This window comes from Pseudoalteromonas sp. SG43-4, assembly GCF_014164325.1.
Lineage (GTDB): Bacteria > Pseudomonadota > Gammaproteobacteria > Enterobacterales > Alteromonadaceae > Pseudoalteromonas > Pseudoalteromonas distincta.
On the sequence record NZ_JACJFB010000008.1, the window covers coordinates 47702 to 74067 of the forward strand.

Below are 26366 nucleotides of genomic sequence, written 5' to 3' on the forward strand. Positions count from 1 at the left end.
AATAACGCCAGACTATTTCAAAGAAAACCCGTAAAATAATTAAAAAATATATCTATAAAATTAAAAAATCATGATCAAAAATGCACATATACACTTTAATAATTTAGGTACACCTTTCGCTAATGACTTCGGTGATATTTATTTTTCTAATGACGATGGCTTAGCTGAATCGCATTATGTGTATTATGAGCAAAATAATATAGATGCACGATTACAAAATCATGACCAGCCACATTTTGTTATTGCCGAAACCGGCTTTGGTACAGGTTTAAACTTTTTAAATACATGGCAACGCTTTACTGACCACCTTGCACGTCAACAAGTTCAAAATCAATTAGATAATGGTGTTAAACGCTTACACTTTATTTCATTTGAAAAATATCCACTGCACATAGACGATTTAAACAAAGCACTACAGGCATGGCCTTCATTAAGCACCTTTAGTAACAAATTATCTAAACAATACCCAATTAATTTAGAAGGATGCCACAGACTCGAATTTGACAATGGACTGGTTGTTCTCGATTTATACTTTGGTGATGCACTTGAATCAATACAAGCAATGAGCTATCCGCAAACAGGAATAGTTGACGCTTGGTATTTAGATGGTTTTGCGCCAAGTAAAAACCCCGAAATGTGGCAGCAAAGTTTATTTAATTCTATGGCCAATATATCAAGGGCGAGTGCAACCTTATCAACATTTACTTCAGCAGGCTTTGTTCGCCGTGGATTAATTGATGCAGGGTTTAATACTAAAAAAACCAAAGGCTTTGGCCAAAAAAGAGATATGCTTGTTGGCCAACTAGAGTGCGTAAATGATGCTCAATCAGCTCCTGCATATTTTCATCAAGATAGCAGCGCTTTAAAAAAAGTAGCGGTCATTGGCGGCGGTATAGCCAGTAGCTGCATTTTATATAGTTTGGCTAAACGAGGCATAGCAAGCCAATTATTCTGCCAAGATGAAAAACCAGCTATGGGGGCATCGCACAATGTGCAAGGTGCTATTTACCCTCACCTACAAGCTAAAAATTCACCGCACAGTGAATTGTTTGCACATAGCTTTTTATACGCAAAGCGCCTATATAACAACTTACTTAGCAGTGGTTTTAATTTTGATTACGATTGGTGCGGCGTATTACAACACGCAGTAAAAAAGCCTCTGGCCGATAAACATGAAAACTTAGCACAAAAACAACTGTGGCCAACCCAGCTAATGCACAACGTAACCGCAGAGCAAGGCGACGAAATAGCCGGCGTAGAAACAGGTTATTCGGGCGTGTTTTTTGAGCAAGGCGGCTGGGTTAACCCTCCGCAATTAGTAAACGCCATGTTAAGCGCTGCAAATAGCATAAACCCATTTAAAAGCGTATTTAACTGCAATATAAAACAGCTTAAAAAAACTGACAGCGGTTGGTTTTTATTAACGAATGATGAGCAGTTAGGTCCTTTTAGTGATGTAATTATTTGTGCAGGCGAGCACAGTGATGCATTTGAGCAAACAAAAGCGCTACCAATAGTAGGCGTACGCGGGCAAGTTTCACATATTGAGGCAAGTGAGCAATCACGCAAACTTAAAACAGTGCTGTGCCATAAAGGGTATTTTACCCCAGCCTATTTAGATCATCACTGTATGGGTGCCACGTTTGAAAAAAACACCAAAAGCCGTCAAGTTACAGCGCTCGACAACCAATTAAACCAAGAGCAACTACTTAGCTTTTATCAGCAAAGTGAATTTGCCTCAACCCTTGGCAATATTACCTCGGCAAAAGCAGCTGTACGATGCACATTTATAGATCACCTACCAATGGCAGGGCAATGGTGCGAACAAAGTGATTACACTATGGCTTTTGCTAACCTACGCTTAGGAAAACGCTATCAATATGAGAAACTTAATAAGCCACAACAAGGCCTGCATATTTTTACCGGCTTTGGCGCCCGCGCTTTATGTAGCGCACCGCTAAGTGCAGAACATCTCGTAAGCTGTTTAAATAACGAGCCCCGCCCATTAAGCGAACGTGTAAGCCAAGCTATTCACCCTGCTCGGTTTATAGTACGAGATTTAATTCGTAATAAAATTTAAATGACAAAGGTGCTTATTGAGGTAAAATGAGTACCAATAAATGGAATTTATTATTTAAAGGACTTTAATGAAAATTTTAGCATTTTTAATAATACTGCTATGCACTCTATCGTTTAATGTACTTAGCCAAAACGTCACTGAAATCCCACTTCCTGAAGAGTTTGTTACAACAATGGATGTAGCCGGCGAATATCCAATGGTTCGCACTGGTTATTTAACAGATTCAATTTCTGATATCGCTCGCTTTTATCAGCAAAAATTAGGTGAGCCGTTAAAAACAAACGGCAATAATACATATCGCACTTTGTTTTATAATTACCAAGAACATAAGGTTCGTATTAGTCTATATCGCCGTAGTTATGTGACCGAAGTGAGTATAATGGTTGAATAAAAAGTTCTAAAAAACACGCCAAAAGCAGCTAATTTTAATGCTCAGTTAAGTATTGAATTTTAATTAAAGTATTTTTTGAAATTAGCTCATTTAAACTCTTTTTTACCCTTTAAAAATTATCCCCTACCCCAAGGTCTGTTTGTAAGCACATTACTTTTACTATTTATTGGAAGGAGTTAATTATGAGTAAGACCCTAATTATTGGCGCAAGCGGACAAATAGGTAAAATGGCAACTGAGCTACTTTTAAAAAATGAGCAAAATGTTGTGGCATTAGTGCGCGACAAGAATAAGCTAAGCGATTTAAACAGCTCTTTTTTAACTATTGTTGAGCAAAATCTTGAAGGCGATTTTGGCAAAGCAATAAAAGGCTGTGACCAAGTGATTTTTGCTGCAGGTTCTGGCGGGAGTACGGGCGATGATAAAACTGTACTTATTGATTTATGGGCTGCAACTAAAGCAGCTACCTTTGCAAAAGAGCATGGCGTTAAACACTTTATTATGGTCAGCTCAATCGGTGCAGACGACCCAGATTCGATTCAAGGTGATTTAAAACCTTACTTAGTTGCCAAGCACATGGCTGACGAGCACTTAATCAATAGTGGTTTAAATTACACCATCGTTCGCCCTGGTACACTGACTGATGATAGCGCTTCAATGCAAGTAACAACGCAGCGACCAAGTGATCGTTCTGAGGCTAAAATTAGCCGCGAAAACGTAGCCAATGCATTATTACATATTGCGACTAACTCATTTATTAGTAACCGCATTTTTGAGTTATTTGATGGCGACAAACCAATTAAAGCCGCTGTTAAATAAGCTTTAATACCAATTTAATTAAACGTATGAACAATTATTGCAAGTTAGTATAGTTCATGGATAAGCCAAAAAATTACAGTGTAGTCGCTCTATATCAGTAACTTTTTGGCGCAATGAATTATTTAATCCGCTTAAGTGATTTATGTTTAATAAAATTAAATTTACTCCACTAAGTAAATTAGTGGAGTAATATTTTAATACCTTGCCAACCGAGTTGTAGCGTTAATAACGTTAAAACGACTCTAAAAATACGCTTAAATTTATCCCCAGACATACTTTTAAGTAATTTAATTCCAAACCAAGTCCCTACAGCACCACTTATTACCATAGCAATTACAAGCGGCATCCATTGCCAAAAGCTAAAGCCAACAGCACCATAAATTACCGCTTTTAATAAATGCTGCACACTCATAATGCTCGAAAACGTTGCCGTAAATTTTAACTTTTCGTAATTATTTATATATAAACAGCTACCAACTAATGGCCCGCTCGCCCCCACAAACATAGAAACAAAAGTTGTTATGCCACCGGCGACCATGCGCCATAGCTTAGAGGTTAGTTTTACTGGCGGCGTTTTACCCCACAGTAAATAAATAACAAAAATAGCGACCACTAACTTCATAGCATCAAGCGATATATCATCAATTACAAAACTTGATAACCCCGCCCCTACTAAGCCGCCTAACGCAAAATATACAAACATGCTTTTATCAATATGCTTAAAGCTGAGTAATAACCTATTTGCATTAGAGCCAAGCTGTACTAAACCATGCACAGGCACAACAACTGCCATAGGCATAAACGACGCCATAACAACAAGCAACATTAGCCCGCCACCCGCACCAAATGCAGCAGATATAAAAGAAGTAAAGCCAGCGGTGATCATCATTAATAGAAACAAAAATAAAGACATACTGTCGGGAAATAAAAAGTCCATAAAACTCCACTGCCTATTTAGGTACTTTAAAGTCGCAGTATTTTAAACAATAAAAGGTACAACATACACCTATAGCAAGTGTTATAAGTCTCTATTTCAGGCAATGTATTATGTTGCGTTGTTTTTGCACTTTGTTTGCACATTTAACAAATATTATACATCCAACTTCATTACCGGATATTTCTGATGAGAAAACTTAACGCACCAATTTTAGCACCGCTTACAGTGTGCATACTTGCACTGGGCTTAGCTGCCTGTAACGGTAGTGATGCTGAAAATACCGTCGTAACTGAAACAACCACCGATGAGGGCACTACAACAGATACTTCAACCGATTTCGTTGTTGAAGTTGACCCTTTTAACTTTGAAAGCGATGCGCTCATTTCATCAATTACAACTCAAACATGTACGCTAAGTAATGGCGATGAAGCTTCATGCTACAAAATTGATATAGCCGGTGCGCCTTCAAATTACGAGATTGGTGTATTCTGCCCTAGAAATATCACATCAACAGCAGACGAAGCCGGTATTTGGTTTGATGGCACCGGTGAGGTTTACGATATAACTGGCGACTTTATTTTAAATCTACCAACATTGTATAACGATAGCCATTGGAAGCTATACGACGAAGGTACAGGCCTTGTAAATGTAACAGACACACAAGAATCGTGTGATGGTGCTGCACGTCCAAACGTAGAGGAGCAATACCAAAATCACTGCGTAGAATGCTCTATTGATTATGTTGATGGCGGTATATCAGAATCATTTTTAATACCAATAACGCCTGTTGCAACCACTCAAAATAGCAGTATTGGTAACACTAATGTAGGTGTTGCTCTAAATGGTGTTGTACTTGCTGCCCCCGCCCCTGTTGAGGCTATTTTAGGCGCATACACTATTGCAGCCTTTGATGATTGCGCTGGGCATATTAACTTAGTAGCAGGTTATCACTACCACGGTGAAGCAGGCTGTAGCCAAACACAAATCCAATCAGACGGTCATGCCGCCATGATGGGTTATGCACTCGATGGATTTGGTATATTTGGCATGCTTAACGAAGATGGATTAGAACCCACTGATTTAGACGAATGTAGAGGCCACACCGACGATACACGCGGATACCACTACCATGCAGCCGATGTATCTGAAAACATGTTTATTGGTTGTTTTAAAGGTGCTACCGCAAGATAACTCGCATTCTGGCCAAATAATTAACTGAGATACTAATGAAAATATTTAACGTAATAAAAGCACTAACCACTGGCTTTTTACTTGCTACCTCATGCTCAGCGCTAAGTCATGCAGGCCACGGCTCAAACGCGCCTTGGGAAGCATGTGAAGAAAAAGCCATTAATGAAGGTTGTAGCTACACAAGCCATGATAAAAAAGCGACAGGCACATGCCAAGCAATGAACAAAGTACTTATGTGCGTTCGAAATAAACCACTTGAAACATTAATAGACAAAGCAACCCAATCTGCCAGTGATCAAAAGCAATCTGTAAAATCACTCGCAAAACGATAAAGTAAAGTAACAGCTACACGCCAAAGTCTTAACGCTGTTTGTTAAGGCTTTTTTTAATCACAAATCATTAGAAAGCATACCCTTTATCTGTTAAATTAGCTTTGTGTATCAAATAATAAAAATAAAATTCCAAAAATGGAATTACACAAGCAAGGTACTAACGTGAGCGCTACATTTAAAATTGTTTTTAATGGTCAGTTATATCAAAATACTGACCTTACCTCTGCCCAAGAAAAACTTAGCCAACTTCTAAATATTCCTCATAATATTGTTGTTCAGTTATTTGATGGGAAAGCTTACGCTTTAAAAAAAGACTTATCGAGTATTGATGCTGTTAAAACAGAATCCTCACTAAAAAAGCTAGGATTAATTACTAAAGTAGAACCGCAACTCTCTACTGTAACCTCTCAATCTAAAAATAATCAAATAGCACTCACTGAGCACAACAAAAATACAGATAAACACATTAGTGAAAGTACTGACGGCAAAAGTATTTCAATACAAAACGAACGCCTAGATACAAACGAAGCCCCAAATACAGCTGCAGCTATTAAGCAAAGTTATAATAAATATAAATTACTGCGTAACACTTTAAAAAGCGGATTGTACTTTTGCTATTGCACACTTTGTATTATTACCATAATAGGCGTAGGGATCAGTGTTAATGCACTTAAAAACAATTTGGGCACTCTAAATAATGGAACCACAAATAACACAACTACAAACAGCTTAAGTTACCAAAACTATAAACAATATTTGATTGATCAAAACAGCCTAAATCAACCAACACAAAAAGTAACAAACGAGCAAGCAGCTAACCCTACACAGCAAAAAAGTAATGAGTACTTTAGTCGCTTTTCATCGCTAATAAATAGCTACGCGCAAAGTACAGGACAAGCTGATATAAAAACGATGGGGGGCGATAAATTACAACAGCACCTGCAAGAAATAGATGACCTAGGCCCTAAAAATGAATTTTGGCAGCAACTGGTACAACTTTCAAAAGGCTTAGATAACGATAAACATGCAATAGGGAAGCTAAACAATACTGATCCCGCCAAAGTACAATGGATAAACGCGGTAGATTGGATCAGCCAAAGCTATATTAGGCAACAGCAAAACTCGCAAACTACAAACAACTCTCCTGTCACTACCTACGAGCCAAGTAACCCTATACTTAATCTAACGTTGTTAATAAGTATGCTGTCGTTATTTAGCCTGCTTGTGATTGCAATAAAAATGAAGCTACGCGCAATAAGACATTCTTAAACTTTATTTTATAAATTCCATAAAAAACCCGCAAATTTGAATTAACAAATTTAAACCAAGAGAACAACCAAGATGGTACTAAAATAAATTGTTATCATTATTAAATATAGCTAGGTATATTTAATACGATTTTTTACTAATCTAAATTTCCAGCTAGCTTTATCACTTTTTGATAATCAGGCCATAACCAAATTTTCACTTCATCTTTTTGTCGGTTGAAGTTGTAAAAGCTACTATCTATTTCATTAACTACTTTTTTTATAATTCCTTTGTAGTGGTCATAATCTTTACCTTTAGCATTAATGTGAGTCCCATAAACTAAACCTTTTTGGTTTTCCCCCCAGCCATTTTGAAACTCAATACTATGCTTTACTGAATTATACATATTTAGCTCATATAGTTCAGAGAATACATTTTCATCATGATTATCTAGCAAAATATTATATTTGTATAAACCACCATCTATGCATGGCTTATCATTTTTTCTTTCATCAAAACTTGTATTCTTAAGATCGAATTCTACTATCCCTAACAATAAAGAAAATATATTTATCACCTGAACTTTATTGGAGCTTTGTTCAGCGTATAAGGCTCCTCGTAAGCAAGCTTTTAACTTATCGATTGTCTGATCAACATCCCTCAGACTCAACTCGTAAGCTTTAGCTACCCATATGATATATTGACGTATATTGTTTTCCGTATTGTTTGTAAGGTTTGGATAAAGAACTATCTTTTCAGAATACAACGTTGAATCTATTTCTTGTAACTTTAAATAGTGCTCGAGATCTGGCTCTGCTAACCTAGCTTCTCGATTAAAAAAACGCTTTAGATAAGTATTAGAATCAAAATTAGAACCGTAAACTGACCTTATCGACTCTTGCAGTTGTGTAGTATCTGTAGCAACAACAAAAACAAAGTTCTTGGTAGTAAAAAAATGTTTGATCACTTCTAACATTTCTATGGCGTAATTAGGTCTACATCTATCAAGCTCATCTATTAGCACTATTACAGGTAAGTTTTTACCATGATTCTTTTCAAGCACTTCAGCTAAAAGCCCAAGCTCTTCACGTATGTTTTTTATTGCTGTTACTTGTTCTTCATGGTTACTTTTAACACTTGATATAAAGTCCTCAGGGCTTGCTTCAAAGAGAGCCTTTGCCGCTTCAATACCCGCAGCAGAGTCTCCTGTAAGGTGTTTAGCTAACAAACCGGCTCCACCTATAAAAGATCCCTTTAGTACCTTCCCCAAATACTCTGAAACTTTATCAAATTCTGCACCAATATTTTGATTAATCTTTGAAAGTTGATTAATTAGCTCACTAGCAACTACTGATAATGGAACTTCCGAAAAGTCACTTTCCCATGCATCAATATAAATAGTCGGATGCCCTTCATTCGTCAGGTGTGTGTATAGGCGTCTTAAAAATTCAGTTTTGCCTGTTCCCCAAGCACCATTTAAGTTAAGCACAAAGCCGTCGTGTTCACCCTTAATATAGTTAGTTAAAAACTCACCATACTCTTTACGATTAAGTTTACAGTTATCGAATGTATATTTTTCTAACCACTCGGGGTATTTACAGTTCGTGTTTTTCATATAGCTTTATAATCCATTACAAAAATTATTATTTACTTTACCTGCCAATAACCAGCTGTTTTTTAAACGATTTTTACTATCATATTATGCCCTCTAAATAATTAATACTCCCCTCAACCGTACTGAGCGACCTGCCTATATTAATTACTAATGTGCGTTTTTGATATTGAGATCATTGATAATAAAGCTAATTATTGATTTATCAAGGTGTGATAATCTTAAACTATCATTTAAACCGTCATTTAAACCGTCATTTTGGCATCAAAAATCATCTATAAAATAAATTCAATAAAAGGAACACTATTTGCTTTTTGAGTTATTTTTCGGATAGCCAAGTAACGACCACCTTGGTATTAAAATTTTATAATGACTTTAAACTGCATATAAAAACATGAGTTGTATATTAAGAAATCAACTCAAATCGGATCCATAAAAAAACCCGCAAATTTGGATTAACAAATTTGCGGGTTTCTTATGGTTTTCGAATAACGAGTTCAAAAACCTTTATTGGTGGAGCTGGGGGGATTTGAACCCCCGTCCGAAAAGCCTCGACCGTCGGTACTACATGTTTAGTATTGTCATTTAATTAACCTTTAAGTCCCGGACAAACACGGTAAATAAAGGCGAGGCCGCTTAGTTTTAACGCTTCAACCCCGGCCAGGGTTTCCGTCGCGATCAGGTGTTAGGGTGACACTCCAAAATCCAGTCCACAAGAATACATGGAAGGAGCGCTAGCCAGCCTAAGCTGCTAGAGAGTAGTTATCGTCGTTTGCGATTACTTTAGGTTGCGGCTGTTTAACGAGGCAAACCGCACCTCGACATGCACCTTGGGCTTCTTGAATTCCGTCGAATCCTAATCAGCCCCTGAATTAGTAACTCAATTCAGAGCGTGCAAACAGTATAACTGAGTAAAGTACTGATACTCAAGGCCTAGTAACGCTTTATTTTAATTGCGTGCACTAACCGAGCATTAAGTAACCAAAATTTAGTTTATGCAAGCCCATATAAACATTTGCTTAACAATGTGTTTAACCTGTGTTCAAATAAGGAGTTAAGGTTTTTGTCATTTCTAAACCTTTAGTTGTAAAAAACAAAAATAATAACAGGCATAGAGTAGGGAATTAATAAATGTCGGTTTTTTCATTTGATCAAAATACAGGGTTTGTCTCTTTAGTTAGTCACCCTATTGATAGTGGCTTTCCTGTTACGAGTACTCAGCTTACGCAAATGCTCGAACAATCTGAGTTTAGTGAGTACGAAGCTGTCATTGCCAATATTGGAAAGCTTTTTGCGCCAACTAAAAACTATCAGGAAGTATCACTTGTCGTTGCTAAAGCGGTAGATGCGTCGCTTGTCATTAATATTGATGAAAAAAACATGGTCGCAGAAGCAACATTAACTACCGCTAAAGGTGGTGCGCTTTTGTCTATGGAAGGTGCGCAAAAAGCGCTTGCTGATGCAGGTGTTAAAAAAGGAATAAGCCCACGCGCGCTTGATACCTTTTTAGGCCAGCAGTTTGAAAAACCAGCAGGAAGCTCTTATAGCGCCATAATTGCACATGGGCGTAATCCTAAAAAAGGCAGCGATGCTAAATTTGTGCGCTTATGCTCAACAGCCCAAGACCGTGTGCTTAGCCCACAAGCTAAGGAAGGTGGTAAGGTTGATATGAAAAATCTTGGCGCTATTATCACCGTAAAACCTGGTACTCCCTTAATGCAGCGTATTGCCGCTACTCCTGGAGAAGATGGCTATACGGTATTTGGCGATTCAATTAGTGCAAAACCAGGTACAGATCACCAACTCCAGCCTTTCGAAGGTACAAAAGTAGATCCTAATAATCCTAATATGCTTATTGCCGACTGCAAAGGTGTGCCCGTTGCCCTACCCCGAGGTATGCGTGTAGATGACGTTTTATGCTTTGATAACGTAGATGTAAGTACAGGCCACGTTGATTTTGATGGTAGCGTAATTATTACTGGCGATATTAAAGACGGCATGCGTGTAAAAGCCAATGGTGATATTACGGTACTGGGTTTTGTAGAATCAGGAGCTGTTGAAAGTAAAAGTGCGGTAACCATTATGCTTGGCGCAATTGGTAGAAAACGTGAAGGCGAGGAAGCATTTACATGCTCTATAACCGCTCAGCGAACTATTTCTATTGGTTATGCTCAGTACTGCAATATTAAATCCGAACAAGATTTATTTATTGAACGCCAAGCTCTACATTGTGATTTAAGTGCTAGGCGGTTAATACGTGTAGGCAAAGCAAACGATCCGCGAGGTAAAATTATTGGCGGTAATATTTTAGATGCTATGCGCATTGAAACAGGTGAGCTGGGCGCGCCAGCCGGTACTAAAACGCGCGTATTTTTAGCGCAACTCTGGTTTGAGCTTCGCCAAAAGCAAACACAAATAACCGATTTTGAAAAAGTACTTGCGACTAAAGTAACCGCTTTACAACAGGCTCGTGAAAAAGCGAGTAAAATTGCGGGGGCTGCTCAGCGCCAGCAATTCATGAATAAGATAACTGAAAATGAAAAGCATATAAAAATACGCTCTGCACATATTCATCGTCAAAAACTACTTATTAAGCAAAAAATAGTGCAATTACTTGCCAGTAGTCGTTTAAAAGTAAATGAATTAATGCACCCTGGTGTGGAGCTTAAAATAGCGAAAGATTCTAAACAATTTTCGCGTATTTACCCGCCCCACCTAGTTAAGCTAACTGAGGGTAAAATTACTCAGACGTTTTAGTTTCTTCGTTATTTTGTGTCTCAGTTTCAACTTCGGCATTAGCGTCGCAATCATCAGTTGGCGCTAATGGCCAACCACCTAATTGCTGCCAGCGATTTACTATTAAACAATAAAGCTCAGCTGTACGTTCTGTGTCGTAAAGCGCTGAGTGTGCTTGGCTGTTATCAAACTCGATACCTGCCGCTCTACATGCTTTTGCTAATACAGTTTGCCCTAACGCTAAACCCGCTAAAGATGTTGTATCAAAGCTTACAAACGGATGAAATGGCGTACGCTTAATGTTATTACGCTCTATTGCTGCATTTAAAAAGCCATGATCGAATGCGGCATTATGTGCCACAATAACTGAACGTTGGCACCCAGCGGCCTTTTGTGCTTTGCGTACTACTTTACATATTTCTTTAATTACTTCGTCTTCAGGTACTGCACCACGTAATGGTGAAAACGGGTCTATACCGTTAAAGTCGATGGCTGCTTGTTCTATATTAGCGCCTTCGAATGGCTGAACATGAAAATGAACAGTATGATCTATGCTGAGCAGTCCTTCGTCATCCATTTTTAAAACAGAAGCTGCTATTTCTAACAAGGCATCTGTCTCTTTGTTAAAACCAGCAGTTTCAACATCAATAACAACAGGAAAAAATCCACGAAAGCGTTTTGCGAAAGGTGTTTGCTCAGTATTTGCCATAGTCTTCTTTGTTTATACGTGTAAGCTGACTATTATGTCAAAATTGATGCCCCCTAGGCTAGGGGATTTAAGTATTTATTGCTTTAAAATTGTAGGCACATAACTTGCTTTAACTTGTAAGTTAGTTACGTAGAGAACAAACTAATCATTGCAGTCGTTAATTTGCCAAATTATTGGCATTCCCGGATAACTGGAGAGCACCATGAAGTATAAGTTGTTATTTATTAGCCTTAGTATAAGTGCAGTGCTTTGCAGTACTCACTCGCAAGCTGCTATGCGCCAATACACAGCAACCCAAGACAACTCCAACTGGGAAGTCGTTAAAACAACGCGCTTACAATGCCAATTAAATCATGAAGTTCCTTATTATGGGGAAGCTATTTTTAAAGCTTCAGCAAGTAAAAATAAAAACTTAACGTTTAATTTAGATATGGTTGTACGCCCAGATAATTACGCAATAGCTGGTTTAAAAGCCGTGCCACCGTCTTGGCGAGCAGGCTTACCGGCCCGTGATATTGCAAATATGAAATTACTTAAAAAGTTTGATGGTGAGCTGGGTAATAAAACCGCATGGGAGATGCTTAGTGAGCTTGAAAAAGGCTACTACCCTACTTTTTATTATCAAGACTGGCAAAACAGTGCCGATAAAATTGCCGTTGGTATATCGAGTGTAAACTTTAAACAAGCTTACTGGGCTTTTTTACAATGCCGTGATGAGCTACTCCCTTACAGCTTTGAAGATATTTCGTTTACTGTAATGAACTATCAATCTAACAGCAGTAAATTAACTAAATCGTCGCAACAACGCCTTGATAAAATTGCTGAGTATTTAAAAAATGATGCAAGCATAGAGTCCATTAGCATTGACTCATACACCGATAGTTATGGCGGCCGCTGGAATAACTTAGATTTATCGCGCAAGCGCGCCAAAACTATAAAAGATTATATGGTGAGCTTGGGTGTGGATGAAGCAAAAGTGCAAACCACCGGTTTAGGCGAAAAACGCTTTGTTGATAATAACGATAACATTTTAGGCCGAGACAAAAACCGTCGTTTAATTATTCAAATAGAGAAAATGTAGTAAAACTAATTGTGTTTACTTTCTTTAGCTTTAAAAACTTATCACCAAATTGAAAAATGTAGTAAAACTAATTTGCGCTTACTCTCTTTTGCTTTAAAAATTTATCACCAAATTGGAAAAAACCCAGACTAATTAAAATAATAACCGCACCAATGATTAGCTCTTGGCTTAATGGCTCATTGTTTAGCCAAGCTCCTAAGCCTAACGCAAAGCTAGGAGTTATGAGCGTAGTAAGTGATACCGTACTCGCATTTAGGTTTTGCAGTACATGAAAATACGCCAAAGCCCCAACTAAAGATCCAAACACACCTAGATAACCAATTGCCCACAATGATTTTGCACTCCAGTTTTGTATATGCAACTGACCATCTAATAACCACCAAGCAATAAAAAAGAGTGGGGTTACAAAAACTAAGGCACCAAATGTTGTTGCCATAGGGTGAATCGCAATTTGTACGCGTTTAATCATCACACCACTTAAGCTAAAAAAGCAGACAGCCATAAACACATAAAGTAACCCGAGCCCTTGAGTTTGCGAGTTTTGTACTTGGTTATAACTAACAAAATATAAGCCGATTAGGGCGCACGCTAACGCCACTAATTTAATCGGGCTAAATTTAGGTTCATTTAGTAATTGCTGAGCAAGCAACCCTGACAAAATAGGTGCAAGGCCAAACATAAGCGAAATAATACCCGAAGGGACTGTTTTAGCTGCCATATAGCTCAACAACATACCGCCAAAAATACCTATACTCGAATAAAAATAAAGTAAGCATGCATTTTTGCTCCAAGGTACTCTAATGTTTGTTATGGCAACAATTAAACCACCTAAAAACAACCCCACCAGCATACGCATTAATACAGCAAGCGTTGGCGATACTGTTTCACTGCTCCACACAATCCCCAGAGGTGTAGTAGACCAAATGAGAACCATAAAAAAATACGATACTTTTACCGGCACATGCCAATCCTTAGCGTTTTATAACGCAATCCAACGTACATAAAATTATACCCTCACCACCCTATTTTAATACTTTTAAATGCATACAAGTCCTTAATAAATACAGTTGTAAATTGTAAGTTACATTTTAATACAGCTCTTTTATTACAAAACTATTTGAGATTTGAGTAACTAGTTATATCGTGCATGTATATTAATAATAATTAAGGTAATTAAGTGCTTAAAAATAAAACAACTGGAAGCATGTTAATTGTTGCAGGCACAACTATTGGTGCAGGTATGTTGGCACTGCCAATTGCATCTGCCGGGCTTGGGTTTAGTACTGCCCTTGCATTGATAATTGCTAGCTGGTTACTAATGACCTACACCGCACTACTCATGCTAGAGCTACACCAATATGCACCACGCGATGCAACGTTAAATACGTTGGCTAAATTATGGCTTGGAAAGCGCGGACAATACATCGCGAATTTTTCGATGGTTTTTTTATTTTACGCTTTATGCGCTGCTTATATTGCAGGTGGTGGTGCACAACTTCAAGCGCGTATAAATATAGGCTTTGATGTAAATATAGCCCCACAGTTTGGCTCTGTGATCCTCGCTGTTATTATTGCAAGTGTGGTAACGCTGGGCACTAGCAAGGTAGATAAACTAAATAGAGTGTTATTTACAATAAAAATTATTGTATTAGCTAGTTTGTTTTACATGCTAACCCCTTATGTACAAGGTAAGCATTTATTAGAGATGCCTGTAGAGCAAGGGTTAATCCTTTCAGCTATACCGGTTATATTTACTTCGTTTGGCTTCCATGGCTCTATTCCTTCTATTGTTAAATATGTTGGTGTAGAAATAAAAGTACTGCGCAAAGTAATGATTACTGGAGCCGCCCTGCCTTTAGTCATTTATATTTTTTGGCAACTACTTAGCCAAGGTATTATGAGCCAAGTTGACTTACTCAACAGCCAAGGCCTTAGTGGCTTTGTATCAAGCGTGGCAAGTATTGCGCATAACCCAAGTGTAGCAACGGCCGTTAAATTATTTGCTGATTTAGCACTTGCGACATCATTTTTAGGGGTGAGTTTAGGGTTATTCGATTTTTTTGCTGATACATTTAAAAAAGGTGACAATAAAACGGACCGAATTAAAACGGCCTTAATTACGTTTATTCCGCCGCTTGGCTTTGCATTATTTTATCCTCAAGGCTTTATTATGGCTTTAGGTTACGCTGCAATAGCACTTGTCGTACTTGCAATATTTTTGCCTGTAGCAATGGTTTATAAACAGCGTACAACATCAAGTAAAACAGGCTACAAAGTTAAAAGTGGGAATGTTGGGCTTGGCATAGCAGCTATATGTGGCATAACGATTATTGCTGCGCAGTTTATGCAAATGGCGGGGCTAATTCCTGCTATCGGTTAAAGCTTTTTGTATTAATTTAGATAATAAAAAACCGCATATCATTAGATGTGCGGTTTTTTTATATTAACTGCGTTTATTTACAAACGTCAGCTACAGCATTTGAAAAGTATTCAATATTTGACTGGCTAACACCTGCAACATTTACGCGGCTAGAACCTACAATGTAAATACCATATTCTTTTTGTAGGCGAGCAATTTGCTCTTTATTAATACCTAAGAAAGAAAACATACCGTTTTGGCGTTCAATAAATGAGAAGTCTTGCGCAATATCTTTAGTTGCTAAGCTTTCTTTAATTAAGCTACGTAAGCCATTTATGCGGCTACGCATTTCATCAAGCTCAGAGTGCCATAATTGTGTAAGCTCTGTACTGCTTAAAATAGTATTAACAATATCAGCACCATGCGCTGGCGGCATTGAGTAAATACTACGTACAACGCTTAGCATTACAGAGTTTGAAATATCCGCTGTTGCGCTATCTTTTGCAATTAGTGAACATGCACCAATACGCTCGCGGTATAAGCCAAAGTTTTTAGAACATGAAGAACAAATAATTAGCTCTTCTACTGCATCAGCTAAAATACGTAAGCCACGTGCATCTTCTTCAAGTGAAGCACCAAAGCCTTGGTATGCAATATCAACAAGTGGTGTAAAGCCAACTTCTTTTGCAAGTTCGGCAACTGTGTTCCACTGTGTTTCGTTTAAGTCCATACCGCTTGGGTTATGACAACATGCATGCACTAAAACTACATCACCTTTAGGCACTTGTTTAAGTGTATTGATCATTTCATCAAACAGTAAGTCTTTATTTTCGTAATCGTAATACGGGTATTCTTTTACTGTTAAGCCTGCAGCTTCAAACAAGCTAATATGGTTTGCCCATGTTGGGTTAGTTACCCATACTGTTGCATCTGCATTGCAACGCTTAATAAATTCAGCTGCAACGCGAAGTGCGCCCGTACCACCTGGCGCTTGTGCAGTACGTACGCGATTTGCTAGCAATGCTTGATGTTCGCCTAGTAGTAACTGCTCCATCTTTTGGCAGTAATCTAAGTTACCCGCTAAACCAATGTAAGATTTGCTCATTTCGTTTTCAAGACGAAACGCTTCAGCTTTTTTAACCGCTTTAAGAACCGGTGTATTGCCTTGCTCATCTTTGTAGACACCTACACCTAAATCAATTTTATTAGGGTTTGTATCTTGTTTATAGGCCGCCATAAGGCCAAGAATAGGATCTGTTGGTAATGGTTTTAATACTGAGAACATTGGCTATCTCTTATCGTTATTTAGGGGTTAGCTGTTAAGCTAAGCTTAACATAAAAGCACATCATGTTGACTAGCGTTATTTACACTAGAAAGTGAGGAATTTTAATACAACATGCAATTAAAACGGCAAGCGTCTTTTCATCAAAAAAATCATTTTTAAAGGCTTCAGCATCTACAATACCAACACATTCATTTTGTGTATTAAATAAAGGTAAGCAGGTTTCTGATTTAACTTTAGGATCGCATGTGTAGTATTCACCACCTTGTGATAAGTACTCTTCAACGTTATTAATAATACGGCCCTTGTGAGATAGCGCAACCTGCACGTTATTACTACCTGCCGCAAATGCTTGCGTTAAAGGGAACAACGGACGACTAGGTGCACCATGATAAGCCAATTTTAATAGTTGCTTACCTTCACTAGTATTAGTTGATTGATAAATACCATACCAATCAACACTTGTTTGTTGCTCAATGTAGCTCACAATACTTTGTAAATTAGCTAGCTTGAACTGGGTTTGCTCATCATTTTCAAGATAATCAGTTAATTTGAATGGCTCATCTTGTAGGTAACCAAATAAACTACACGCACCGCCCTCGCCAAGCTCAGGTATTTGATACTCCCAACATACATCAGGCAAAGCTGTGTTTGCTAAATGTAGCTCAAGCTTTTCAAGCTCTGTTGAAATCAAAGCTGGATTAGCACTTAGTTGTGCTTGTTTTAGGTAAGAAGAAATCATTTGGCCATCCATACATCTAAAGTTTCGAGAATAATAGCATGGATATTTTTGCAGAGCTAGCTCAACTTGTAGCACATTTCAACTTGGTTACCGCTGGCGTTATAAGTTACTTTTTCGGCTATTTCTTCTAGTAAAGACACCCCTCTACCAAATTCATTATTAACCTTTGCCAACTCATCGTGCTTACTACTAAACCCTCGGCCTGAATCACAAATAATGAAATATAAACTGAGCGTATCGGGGCAATAGCGCATATCAATAATAATCATAGCATCTGTAAGTTTAGCAAGAGCTGCCTCTCTTAGTTCGTAATATCGAAAAAAGCCGTCTTCTTGTTTTTTAATCTCTGAGTTAAGTCCTAGTACGCCATGATCAAGCGCATTGTTATAAGCCTCAGACAACAGTAAAAATATATTAGAACGATGGGCATTTAGCCCCCCAACACTGCTTAAAATATTAACAACGTCGTAAACGGGGTCTGTTTTTTTTATTTGTTCTGAGTTTAAACTCAAAGATAAATTAAACGCTAAAGTAGAGAATGCTTCTCGCTCTTGCTCCTCAGGAACTAAAGGCAGGCAGTTTAGTAAAACAATGCTTAAATCGTCTTGCTGTTTAGTGCCATCTGCAAACTTAGTAACGTCAGCCACTATATCTTCGCTACTAATCATCGATTTACTTTTTAAGGTTTGTAAAAAACGCTCTTCCCCAAAAAATGTATCTTCTTTGTTTGCTGTTTCTATAATACCGTCGGTTGCTAATACTAGGCGTGTATTACTATTCGTTTCAAAGTGAATAACTTCATATTCAAATTCTTGGTCGTCTAAAATCCCCAGCGCCATATGTTGCGACTCTAATGTTTGTTTTACATTACCGTCTTTATCTATTAGGTACGCATCTGGCAGGCCGCCCATCCATGCAGAAATACTTTTACCGGATGCACTAAGCTCTATAATGGTTGCAGCACAAAACATGTGTCCAGGTAGGAGATTGTAAAGCAGTGTATTTAGCTCACAGGCAATGTCATTAATCGCCATGCCTTTTTGTACCATAGTATAAAAAACACGAGAGATAGGTAATGCACCAATAGCTGCCGCTAAGCCGTGCCCTGTAAAGTCTCCCAACATGCAATACAGATTGCCTATTGGACTTTGCGCCACTAAAAACATATCGCCGTTAAACATAGACGCCGGCGATAAATTAAAATCGAGGTACTCTTTAAACTTGCCTTGATTCTCTAATGAGTTATTAAAAATATGCTCAATTATTTCGTGTTCACGTTCAATTTGATTGTGATGATATTCAAGCAGTTTTTTTTGTTGATTCGATTTTTTACTTAGCTCTCTGGTGCGGCTATGTGCTTTAATTTTTGCATGCAAAATAACTTTTTCAAATGGTTTATGAATAAAGTCATCGCCACCTAACGCGAGGCACCGCTCAAAACTTGCTTGATCTTCTAAGGAGGTTATAAAAATAATCGGTAAGTAAACTTCACTATACTGCTGCTTTATTTTTTCAGCTGCTTCAAAACCATCCATTACGGGCATTAATACATCGAGTAAAACAATGTCTATTTGCTCTCTTTTAAGTACATTAAGTGCATCTAGCCCATTGTAAGCCACTGAAATTTTGTAACCTTCCTGCTCAAGCATTTTACTTAGTAAAATGCGATTGAGCGCCTGATCGTCAACAATCAACACATGTATCATTAGCTAATATCAAACTTTTTATCAAAACGTGAAATTTGTAGGATTTTTCTAAGCTGAGGCTGGCAATTACTTATTTCGATGGTTTGTACTTGGCTATCAATGGTTTTTTTCATGTTAAGTAACATGCCAAGTGCTGAACTATCCATATAATCAGTCTCTCTTAAATCGATAATAACCTTTACTGTTTTTTCGCTCATTTGAGCATAAGCTTGGCGAAACGATTGCACTAAATTAAAATCAAACTTACCTTTAATTTGTATTGTTAATGTAGTGCCATCGACTGATTCATTCTTAGTTAAACTCATATTAAACTCCAATAATATTTCCTTTGAACTAAATATAACCTGTTAAAAGTATTTAGCAAAAAGAAAAACACACAACTTCAAATTTGCTATCATTTACACCAGTATTTAATTCATTTTTATCCACAAAGGTAAGGTATGAGTGATAGTCACTTAGTATATTCAACTAGTACGGGTCGCATTGACCAGCCGAAACCAGAAAAAGAGTTGCACGCTAAACTTTTTAAAGATGGTTTTATTCGCATTGAGCGTCAAACAAAAGGGCGTAAAGGCAAAGGCGTAATGCTAGTTGTTGGCATTGATCCAAAAGATCATGATTTAAAAAAGTTAGCTAAAACTATAAAAAGCAAAATGGGCCAAGGCGGCGCAGTAAAAGAAGGCATTATTGAAGTACAAGGTGATGACCGAGATAAACTAAAAGGCATTTTAGAAGCGTTAAAATTTAAAGTTAAAATTGCGGGTGGTTAACCCGCAATTTTATTAACTAGTTACTTCGCTATTTGCGAGTTCATTTAACCTTTCATACAAATTCGGTAGTTCGTGCTCAGCAATTGGCTTACTAAAATAATAGCCTTGCACAATGAAGCAATTATTATTTTGTAAAAACTGCATCTGCTCTATTGTCTCAACTCCTTCTGCGACCACGTCTAGCTTTAACTTTTGCGCCATGGCAATAATAGCTGCAGTGATTTCCATATCATTTGTATCCTCAGGGATATCTTTTACAAATGAACGGTCAATTTTCAATATATCAACCGGGAACCGTTTTAAGTAACTGAGCGACGAATAACCTGTACCAAAGTCATCAATAGAAATAGATATACCTAATGCTTTAAGCTCGTGCAATTGTGTAATGGCTGCCTCTACATTACCCATTAGCATGCTTTCGGTCAGCTCTAAATGAAGGCGCTTTGCTGAAACACCCGACTTAATTATCATTTTGCTCAGTGTTGTAACTAAGCTTGAGTCTTTAAACTGGCGGGCCGATAAGTTTATCGATATATTATTTTCTAGACCTTGTTCTGCCAATCTTACGGCAAAATCACAAGACTCTTGAAGCACCCATTCACCTAATTCAACTATAAGGCCTGTCGCTTCTGCAATAGGAATAAATTTATCTGGAGGGATTGCGCCTTCAGTTGGGTGGAACCATCTTAATAACGCTTCATAACCAACGACCTGATGAGTACGGCTATCAACTTGAGGTTGGTAGTAAACTACAAATTGCTTTTCTTTGAGCCCTATACGTAACTCATTTTCGATAAATAAACGCTCATTTGCGGCCGCGTTTAATTCTTGGCTATAAAAGTGGAAGGTATTACGTCCTTTTGCTTTTGCCTCATACATTGCCAAATCAGCATGTTTGAGTAACTGATCTTCCTCTAAGCTGTCGTAAGGAGCCATAGTTATACCAATACTTGCACTGACAATAACTTCATTGCTACCTAGTTTTATAGGCACGTTCAGTGTTTTTTGAATTGTATTGGCAACATCAGCCGCGTGAGCTTGGCTTTCTATACCACTGAGCAACACTGCAAATTCATCACCACCTAAGCGCGCTATGGTGTCCTCGGCTCGTAAACGTTTTTTAAGTCTGTTTGCCACTTCAATTAATAATTGATCGCCAGCATCGTGCCCTAATGTGTCGTTAATACGCTTAAATTCGTCTAAGTCAAAGTAAAACAAAGCAAATGCATAATGCCCGCGCTCTGCTAATGCCATTGATTTACGCAATTGCATTCTAAAAAATGTTCTGTTGGCAAGACCCGTAAGGGTGTCAAAGTAAGCCAGTTGTTCCATTTTACGCTGGCTTTCTTTTACAAACGAAATATCTTGTGCTGATGCTACATAACTGGTTATTTCACCGCCCTCTTCACGAATTGGCGAAACACTTAAAGACACCCAAATTGGCTCTTTGTTTAAGCCAGCTATTAATGTGTCCCCGCGCCAGTAATTACGGCTGCGTAAATCTATGTCTATATCTTCAACTAAAATAGACATTTCTGAGGCAATAATATTAAGTAATGGTGCTCTATTAAAATGGCTTTCTGGATAGCCTGTCATTTCGAGCATTTTGGGGTTTACGTACTCAATGACAAAATTTTCATCGGTGATCACAACCCCAGTGCCCGAGAATGCGACCGCTTTAGATAAACGATTAGCTGCTTTTTCAGCAATTTCTTTTTCTGTAATTCTTTGGTTTAAACCATCAATAAGTTTGCGGATTTCTACCGTCATGTCTCTAAATGAGCCATTAAGGGTACCAATCTCATCTTTGTTTTCTGGCGGAAACTCTGTTGTTAGCTGACCTTTACCAAAGCTTGTTACTGCATAAACTAAAGTATGTAAACGGCGAAGTACTAGTTGATAAAGCGCCTGATGCAGCAATAAAGCAACTAATATTGCGTATAAAATAAAGAGTCCAAAAAACTTCAGTTTTAAATCTTGTAACGCAGATAACGTTGATGAACGTTTTTTATAAACCCCTATGTACCAATCTAAATCATCAATTTTACGAATATTAATAATGTGAGCTTCATCATTTTGTTCAAATGAATTGGCGTATTCTGGTAACTTCACCGCAATTGCATCGTCAATAATTGACTGCAGTTCTGGGTTTACAAATTCGTTAGTAGCGAGTGCTTTATTGTCACTACCGTAGTCAGCTAATAATGCAGGGTTTAGATTGGGATGGGCTAACAATTGCCCTTTACTATCAAATACAAGTAAGTGTTTTTCTTTATCGCCAACAGGTAAAAATGAAATAAGTTTATTAAGGGAAATATCGCTTCCCGTTACACCTAAAAACTCGTTATCAACATACACCGGCACTAGTAAGCTAATAACCCACTTTCGCCATACTGTATCGTAATAAACTTTTGACCATGCAGGCTCTCGCTCTGACCCCAACATACTTTTAATATATTTATACGTTGTACCTTGCGTAACTCTAAACTCGGCTGGTGCATTTAATGCCCAGTTTGGAGGAGAAACACGAATGAAATCGTCATCGGTAATTAAATAAAAGTTAAAAAAGTCATGTACCAGAGTCGGAGAAATTATACGCCATAACATTTCAGAATCATTAAATAGGCGTTTATAAAAAGGAGAGTAATTTTGCTGTGGTAAAAATGCTGCTGATAATCCGTCAGCCGAGGCACTTCGAATCGTACCATCGCTATTAAACTGTAACTGTGATTTATTACCTAAATTAATTGGTGAATTAGATTGAAAAAGCTGCTCTGTCACTACGTTATTAGCTTGCTGAGCAATATTTATTTTTGTTTTAATACGCTCATTAAACTGCTTCACTAATAAATCTGTAGAGCTTTTTAACACCTCATGTTCTTCAAAAACAAGTTGTTTCTCTTCAGATTTAAGCATTAAGGCAGCCGCACATACCCCTGCTATTAAACAAATAGCAGATATAAGCAGTGAAAGTTTTACACTTAAAGAATTCAATCCAAAACGAGATGGAGGCCGTCTGTAAACCACGGGTCAACCTTAATTATTAATAATTGTTATTATTTGAACCAGTTAACGAAATATACCAGATCCGCATTCATATTTATAAATTATTTGTAAAGTTTCTATAATAATCACCTAAGATAAATAAATAGTACCCTAAGCTTATTTAGATCTTTATTGACATTGTTGGCAACTCTCCATACATTAACCGTATGAACATATTTATCTCTCGCACTTTTTTTTCGTTTTTTAGCTTCTTTATATAGAAGAGGCTTCCCTGTTTGTGAGATAAAATCAATCGAATAGTAAAGCCTCCCAACCGGGAGGCTTTTTTGTTTTTGCTGTGTAATAACAGCCTACTTTTGGAATGAGGATACCAAAATGACAAATGATGTATTAAATGCACTAAGACACGATATAAATGAAATAGACTCCGACCTACTCGTGTTATTAGCTAAACGCCGTCGCATTAGCCACGGTGTGGTTGAATATAAAATCGCCAACAACAAGCCAATTCGCGATGAAGCACGTGAACTCGCGCTTCTAGAAAAATTAATTGGTTATGGTAAGTCACTGGGTTTAGATGCTTACTACGTAAATAATGTGTTTCAAACTATTTTGGAAGATTCAGTTTTACACCAACAAGCAATGTTACAAAAAAACCTTAATCCAGACGCACTGAGTGAAACACACCGTGTAACTTACTTAGGTGGTCAAGGTTCTTATAGCCAGCTTGCATGTCATAAATACTTTAGTCGCCGCCCTGGTAAATTAATTGAAATTGGCTGTACATCGTTTGACGAAATAACAGGTAAAGTAGAAAACGGCCAAGCTGATTTTGGTTTATTACCGATTGAAAACACAAGCTCTGGTAGCATTAACGAAGTATTTGACTTATTACAGCACGCACAAGTCTCTATTGTTGGAGAAGTCACTCACAGTGTAGAGCATTGCTTACTCGCAAACCCTGATACTGAACTTAGCCAACTAACAAAAGTATTTGCACACCCACAACCATTTGCACAGTGCAGCCGTTTTTTACAGGGCTTAGGTGATTTACAACACGAAACATGTGACTCTACATCAAGCGCATTACAATCAGCTCTAAACACACCAAATAGTGCTGCAATAGGCTCTGCACAAGCAGGAAAAAATGTCGGCCTTGAAGTCATCAAATCAAATCTTGCTAATCAAAGCGAAAACCATAGCCGCTTTATTGTTGTTGCGCGTAAACCTCTGCAAGTGTCTAACCAAATTCCAACTAAAACTAGTTTAATCATGTCGACAAAACAGCAAGCGGGCTCACTAGCCGATGCGTTGATGATTTTTAAACAGCATAAGATTAATTTAGTAAAACTTGAGTCGCGCCCAACTCCGGGCAATCCGTGGGAAGAAGTATTTTATGTAGATCTTGAAGCAAACTTAGCTGATAGCCAAGTAAAAGAAGCACTAGAAGAACTTAAAGAACACACCCAATATGTGCGTATTTTAGGCTGCTATCAAAGCGAGTCATTGCAGGCAGTAAGCGTTAATACTTAATACACACTTTCATAATTAAAAAGGGCCGATATCGGCCCTTTTTAGTAAAAAGTGACAAGTATTAGTCTAAAACTTTTGAATCATTCGCTTTATTTAATAAGCTTCGGCTTTGTGTTAAAAAGTGCTCTGTTGAATCAGAAAAGTAAACTTTCGCCTGCGCAAAAGAATCAATAAGCGCTGCTTTATCTCCTGCTTTTAATTTTTCCAATGTACTTGCAAAAGTGTCTTGGTACTGTGCGAGCAGGCTCTCTACATCATCGAATTGCGCTAACATAATATCTGAGTACAACTCCGGCGACTGCGCAAATAAACGCCCTACCATCATCAGCTCTAATTGATAAATGGGTGACGAGCAACTACGTAACTCTTCTAGTGTATGACTTTGTTTTGCTAAAAACTGTCCGTACACAAATGTTGTTAAATGGCGCATTACCTGAATAATTTGCATTGCTTCGTCGTGCTTTTTAGCATCAAGCTCAACAAGCTGACAACCCCATACTTGTAACTGCTGTAACAAGCCTTTTGCCGCTTGGTGCTCTCGCCCTTCACATACAACGACCGTTTGTTTTACCCAATGTGATATGTCAGGGCCAAACATAGGATGCAAACCAACCACAGGGCCACTGTGCGCAGCTTTTAGTGCTTTAATAGGCGATTGCTTTACCGATGTAATATCAACTAGTAAACAGTCATCATCTAGTTTAGGTAACTTAGCAACTACTGCGTCCAATGCATTAATTGGTACGCTAATCATTACCAGCTTGGCACCTTTTAAAATATTTTGCGCATCGTTTTGCTGATCTTTATCTAAAACTTTAACTTCGTAACCTGAGCGAATAAACTGCTGAGCAAATAGCTGCCCCATAGCACCTTGACCACCTACAATAACAATTGGCGAAAGCTCTGACGCTGCACATGCAAGTTTTGCTTGTTGGTTTTGATAGGCTTCTCGCATCATGCGTCTTAGTATATCTTCAACTAGATCGGGGCTTACATTTTGATTTATTGCTTCTTGTCTTCTTGCCGCTAATAGCTCTGCTTCACGATTAGGTGCATGCAAAGGCGCGCCTGTTTGTTGTTTTATCTCACCAATTTTTTGCGTAATACCATTACGTTTAGCAAGTAAGGCAACAAGTTGTGCGTCGCATTCATCTATACCTTCTCTCAGCTGTGCTAAATCACTTATGTCAGCCACGTTCATACCACCTTAAAAAACAAATAACGTAAATATAAATTTACATAAAAGTAAACTAATCAATACGATAAATACTAACAGGATCAGCTAATTGATAAAAGGCTAAAGCTTAAATTTTACTAATAAGGAAATAAGAATTGATAATTGAGAATTGAGAATTGAGAATTGAGATAATAATATTCTAAAACCAAAACGGGTTGCAACCCGAAGGATGCAACCCGTTTTTTTGCGTTGATAAACAGCGCGTATTAGTTAAGCTTTTCTCTAATACGTGCAGATTTACCAGAACGCTCACGTAGGTAGTAAAGCTTAGCACGGCGAACTGCACCGCGACGCTTAACTGCTACGCTATCAATAAGAGGGCTGTGCGTTTGGAATACACGCTCAACACCTTCACCGTTCGAAATTTTACGAACTGTGAATGCTGAGTGAAGACCACGATTACGCTTAGCGATTACAACACCTTCAAAGGCCTGTAGACGCTCTTTAGCACCTTCTTTTACTTTTACCTGTACAACCACTGTATCACCAGGGCCAAATGCAGGTACGTCTGTTTTAAGCTGCTCATCTTCAAGCGCTTTAATAATATTTTGGTTTACTTTTGCCATTATGTTTCTCACTTTCCTAGGTGTAACTG

The 26366-nt window shown here is 37.9% G+C and carries 22 protein-coding genes, 1 other RNA gene and 1 other annotated feature; of the genes, 11 read left to right on the forward strand and 12 right to left on the reverse strand.

What is annotated here, in order from left to right; genetic code table 11:
* Positions 1-70 precede the first annotated feature (70 nt).
* The 3 genes from mnmC to H5160_RS09740 all read left to right on the forward strand — a co-directional run bounded on the left by mnmC (position 71) and on the right by H5160_RS09740 (position 3289).
* Positions 71-2080, forward strand: coding sequence for a bifunctional tRNA (5-methylaminomethyl-2-thiouridine)(34)-methyltransferase MnmD/FAD-dependent 5-carboxymethylaminomethyl-2-thiouridine(34) oxidoreductase MnmC (gene mnmC, locus H5160_RS09730; protein WP_182737326.1), 2010 nt, complete (start codon positions 71-73; stop codon positions 2078-2080).
* 67 nt (positions 2081-2147) lie between these two features.
* Positions 2148-2471 (forward strand): hypothetical protein, encoded by a 324-nt coding sequence (locus H5160_RS09735; protein ID WP_182737328.1) that lies wholly within the window; start codon positions 2148-2150, stop codon positions 2469-2471.
* A 182-nt stretch (positions 2472-2653) separates the two neighbouring features.
* Positions 2654-3289, forward strand: a complete 636-nt coding sequence (locus tag H5160_RS09740) for an NAD(P)-binding oxidoreductase (protein ID WP_182737330.1) — start codon at positions 2654-2656, stop codon at positions 3287-3289.
* Positions 3290-3467: 178 nt separating this feature from the next.
* Here H5160_RS09740 and H5160_RS09745 read toward each other — a convergent pair whose 3' ends face one another.
* The gene (locus H5160_RS09745; RefSeq protein WP_182715678.1) at positions 3468-4226 is read right to left on the reverse strand and encodes a sulfite exporter TauE/SafE family protein; all 759 of its coding nucleotides are present in this window, start codon (positions 4224-4226) and stop codon (positions 3468-3470) included.
* Between the two features lie 186 nt (positions 4227-4412).
* Between H5160_RS09745 and H5160_RS09750 the strand changes: the two genes are divergently transcribed.
* From H5160_RS09750 to H5160_RS09760, 3 genes are all read left to right on the forward strand, one after another.
* A complete protein-coding gene (locus H5160_RS09750; RefSeq protein WP_024596755.1) occupies positions 4413-5417 on the forward strand; it encodes a YHYH protein in 1005 nt (334 codons plus the stop codon).
* A gap of 35 nt (positions 5418-5452) precedes the next feature.
* Positions 5453-5749, forward strand: coding sequence for a hypothetical protein (locus tag H5160_RS09755; RefSeq protein ID WP_182195342.1), 297 nt, complete (start codon positions 5453-5455; stop codon positions 5747-5749).
* Between the two features lie 162 nt (positions 5750-5911).
* Positions 5912-7018: a hypothetical protein gene (locus tag H5160_RS09760; protein ID WP_310736669.1), complete on the forward strand. Its 1107-nt coding sequence runs from the start codon at positions 5912-5914 to the stop codon at positions 7016-7018.
* A gap of 136 nt (positions 7019-7154) precedes the next feature.
* Here H5160_RS09760 and H5160_RS09765 read toward each other — a convergent pair whose 3' ends face one another.
* Both H5160_RS09765 and ssrA read right to left on the reverse strand, forming a co-directional pair.
* Positions 7155-8612 (reverse strand): P-loop NTPase fold protein, encoded by a 1458-nt coding sequence (locus H5160_RS09765; RefSeq protein ID WP_182737333.1) that lies wholly within the window; start codon positions 8610-8612, stop codon positions 7155-7157.
* Between the two features lie 508 nt (positions 8613-9120).
* Positions 9121-9477, reverse strand: a transfer-messenger RNA (tmRNA) gene (gene ssrA, locus H5160_RS09770).
* Positions 9478-9740: 263 nt separating this feature from the next.
* Here ssrA and H5160_RS09775 point away from each other — a divergent pair.
* On the forward strand, positions 9741-11366 hold the full coding sequence (locus H5160_RS09775) for a DUF342 domain-containing protein (protein WP_182737335.1): 1626 nt from the start codon (positions 9741-9743) through the stop codon (positions 11364-11366).
* On the opposite strand, the gene rnt is transcribed toward H5160_RS09775, so the two are convergent.
* Complete coding sequence (gene rnt / locus H5160_RS09780) at positions 11350-12054, reverse strand: ribonuclease T (RefSeq protein ID WP_165744211.1); 705 nt, start codon at positions 12052-12054, stop codon at positions 11350-11352. The genes H5160_RS09775 and rnt overlap by 17 nt on opposite strands.
* Positions 12055-12256: 202 nt before the next feature.
* Between rnt and H5160_RS09785 the strand changes: the two genes are divergently transcribed.
* Entirely contained in the window at positions 12257-13135 is an 879-nt protein-coding gene (locus H5160_RS09785) for an OmpA family protein (RefSeq protein WP_024595663.1), read from the forward strand.
* Between the two features lie 67 nt (positions 13136-13202).
* On the opposite strand, the gene H5160_RS09790 is transcribed toward H5160_RS09785, so the two are convergent.
* Complete coding sequence (locus H5160_RS09790; protein WP_182721329.1) at positions 13203-14096, reverse strand: DMT family transporter; 894 nt, start codon at positions 14094-14096, stop codon at positions 13203-13205.
* A 216-nt stretch (positions 14097-14312) separates the two neighbouring features.
* Between H5160_RS09790 and H5160_RS09795 the strand changes: the two genes are divergently transcribed.
* Complete coding sequence (locus tag H5160_RS09795; RefSeq protein WP_182737337.1) at positions 14313-15515, forward strand: aromatic amino acid transport family protein; 1203 nt, start codon at positions 14313-14315, stop codon at positions 15513-15515.
* A 73-nt stretch (positions 15516-15588) separates the two neighbouring features.
* On the opposite strand, the gene H5160_RS09800 is transcribed toward H5160_RS09795, so the two are convergent.
* From H5160_RS09800 to H5160_RS09815, 4 genes are all read right to left on the reverse strand, one after another.
* The gene (locus tag H5160_RS09800; protein WP_002962951.1) at positions 15589-16779 is read right to left on the reverse strand and encodes an amino acid aminotransferase; all 1191 of its coding nucleotides are present in this window, start codon (positions 16777-16779) and stop codon (positions 15589-15591) included.
* Positions 16780-16859: 80 nt separating this feature from the next.
* The gene (locus H5160_RS09805; protein WP_182737338.1) at positions 16860-17519 is read right to left on the reverse strand and encodes a GAF domain-containing protein; all 660 of its coding nucleotides are present in this window, start codon (positions 17517-17519) and stop codon (positions 16860-16862) included.
* 56 nt (positions 17520-17575) lie between these two features.
* Entirely contained in the window at positions 17576-19225 is a 1650-nt protein-coding gene (locus H5160_RS09810) for a SpoIIE family protein phosphatase (protein WP_182712753.1), read from the reverse strand.
* Positions 19225-19530 carry an STAS domain-containing protein gene (locus H5160_RS09815; RefSeq protein WP_149602997.1) on the reverse strand — a complete coding sequence of 102 codons (306 nt, stop codon included), beginning with the start codon at positions 19528-19530 and terminating at the stop codon, positions 19225-19227. The genes H5160_RS09810 and H5160_RS09815 overlap by 1 nt, the downstream gene beginning before the upstream one ends.
* A 135-nt stretch (positions 19531-19665) precedes the next feature.
* Here H5160_RS09815 and H5160_RS09820 point away from each other — a divergent pair, with 135 nt between their 5' ends.
* Positions 19666-19995 (forward strand): translation initiation factor, encoded by a 330-nt coding sequence (locus H5160_RS09820; RefSeq protein WP_002962947.1) that lies wholly within the window; start codon positions 19666-19668, stop codon positions 19993-19995.
* Between the two features lie 12 nt (positions 19996-20007).
* On the opposite strand, the gene H5160_RS09825 is transcribed toward H5160_RS09820, so the two are convergent.
* Positions 20008-23022, reverse strand: coding sequence for an EAL domain-containing protein (locus H5160_RS09825; protein WP_039489199.1), 3015 nt, complete (start codon positions 23020-23022; stop codon positions 20008-20010).
* Between the two features lie 192 nt (positions 23023-23214).
* Positions 23215-23332: a sequence feature (Phe leader region), on the forward strand.
* Between the two features lie 44 nt (positions 23333-23376).
* Here H5160_RS09825 and H5160_RS09830 point away from each other — a divergent pair.
* Positions 23377-24534: a chorismate mutase gene (locus H5160_RS09830; protein WP_002962945.1), complete on the forward strand. Its 1158-nt coding sequence runs from the start codon at positions 23377-23379 to the stop codon at positions 24532-24534.
* Positions 24535-24595: 61 nt separating this feature from the next.
* On the opposite strand, the gene tyrA is transcribed toward H5160_RS09830, so the two are convergent.
* Together tyrA and rplS are read right to left on the reverse strand one after the other, a co-directional pair.
* Positions 24596-25729 carry a bifunctional chorismate mutase/prephenate dehydrogenase gene (tyrA, locus tag H5160_RS09835; protein WP_182715688.1) on the reverse strand — a complete coding sequence of 378 codons (1134 nt, stop codon included), beginning with the start codon at positions 25727-25729 and terminating at the stop codon, positions 24596-24598.
* 248 nt (positions 25730-25977) lie between these two features.
* Positions 25978-26337 carry a 50S ribosomal protein L19 gene (gene rplS, locus H5160_RS09840; RefSeq protein ID WP_002962189.1) on the reverse strand — a complete coding sequence of 120 codons (360 nt, stop codon included), beginning with the start codon at positions 26335-26337 and terminating at the stop codon, positions 25978-25980.
* Positions 26338-26366 lie beyond the last annotated feature (29 nt).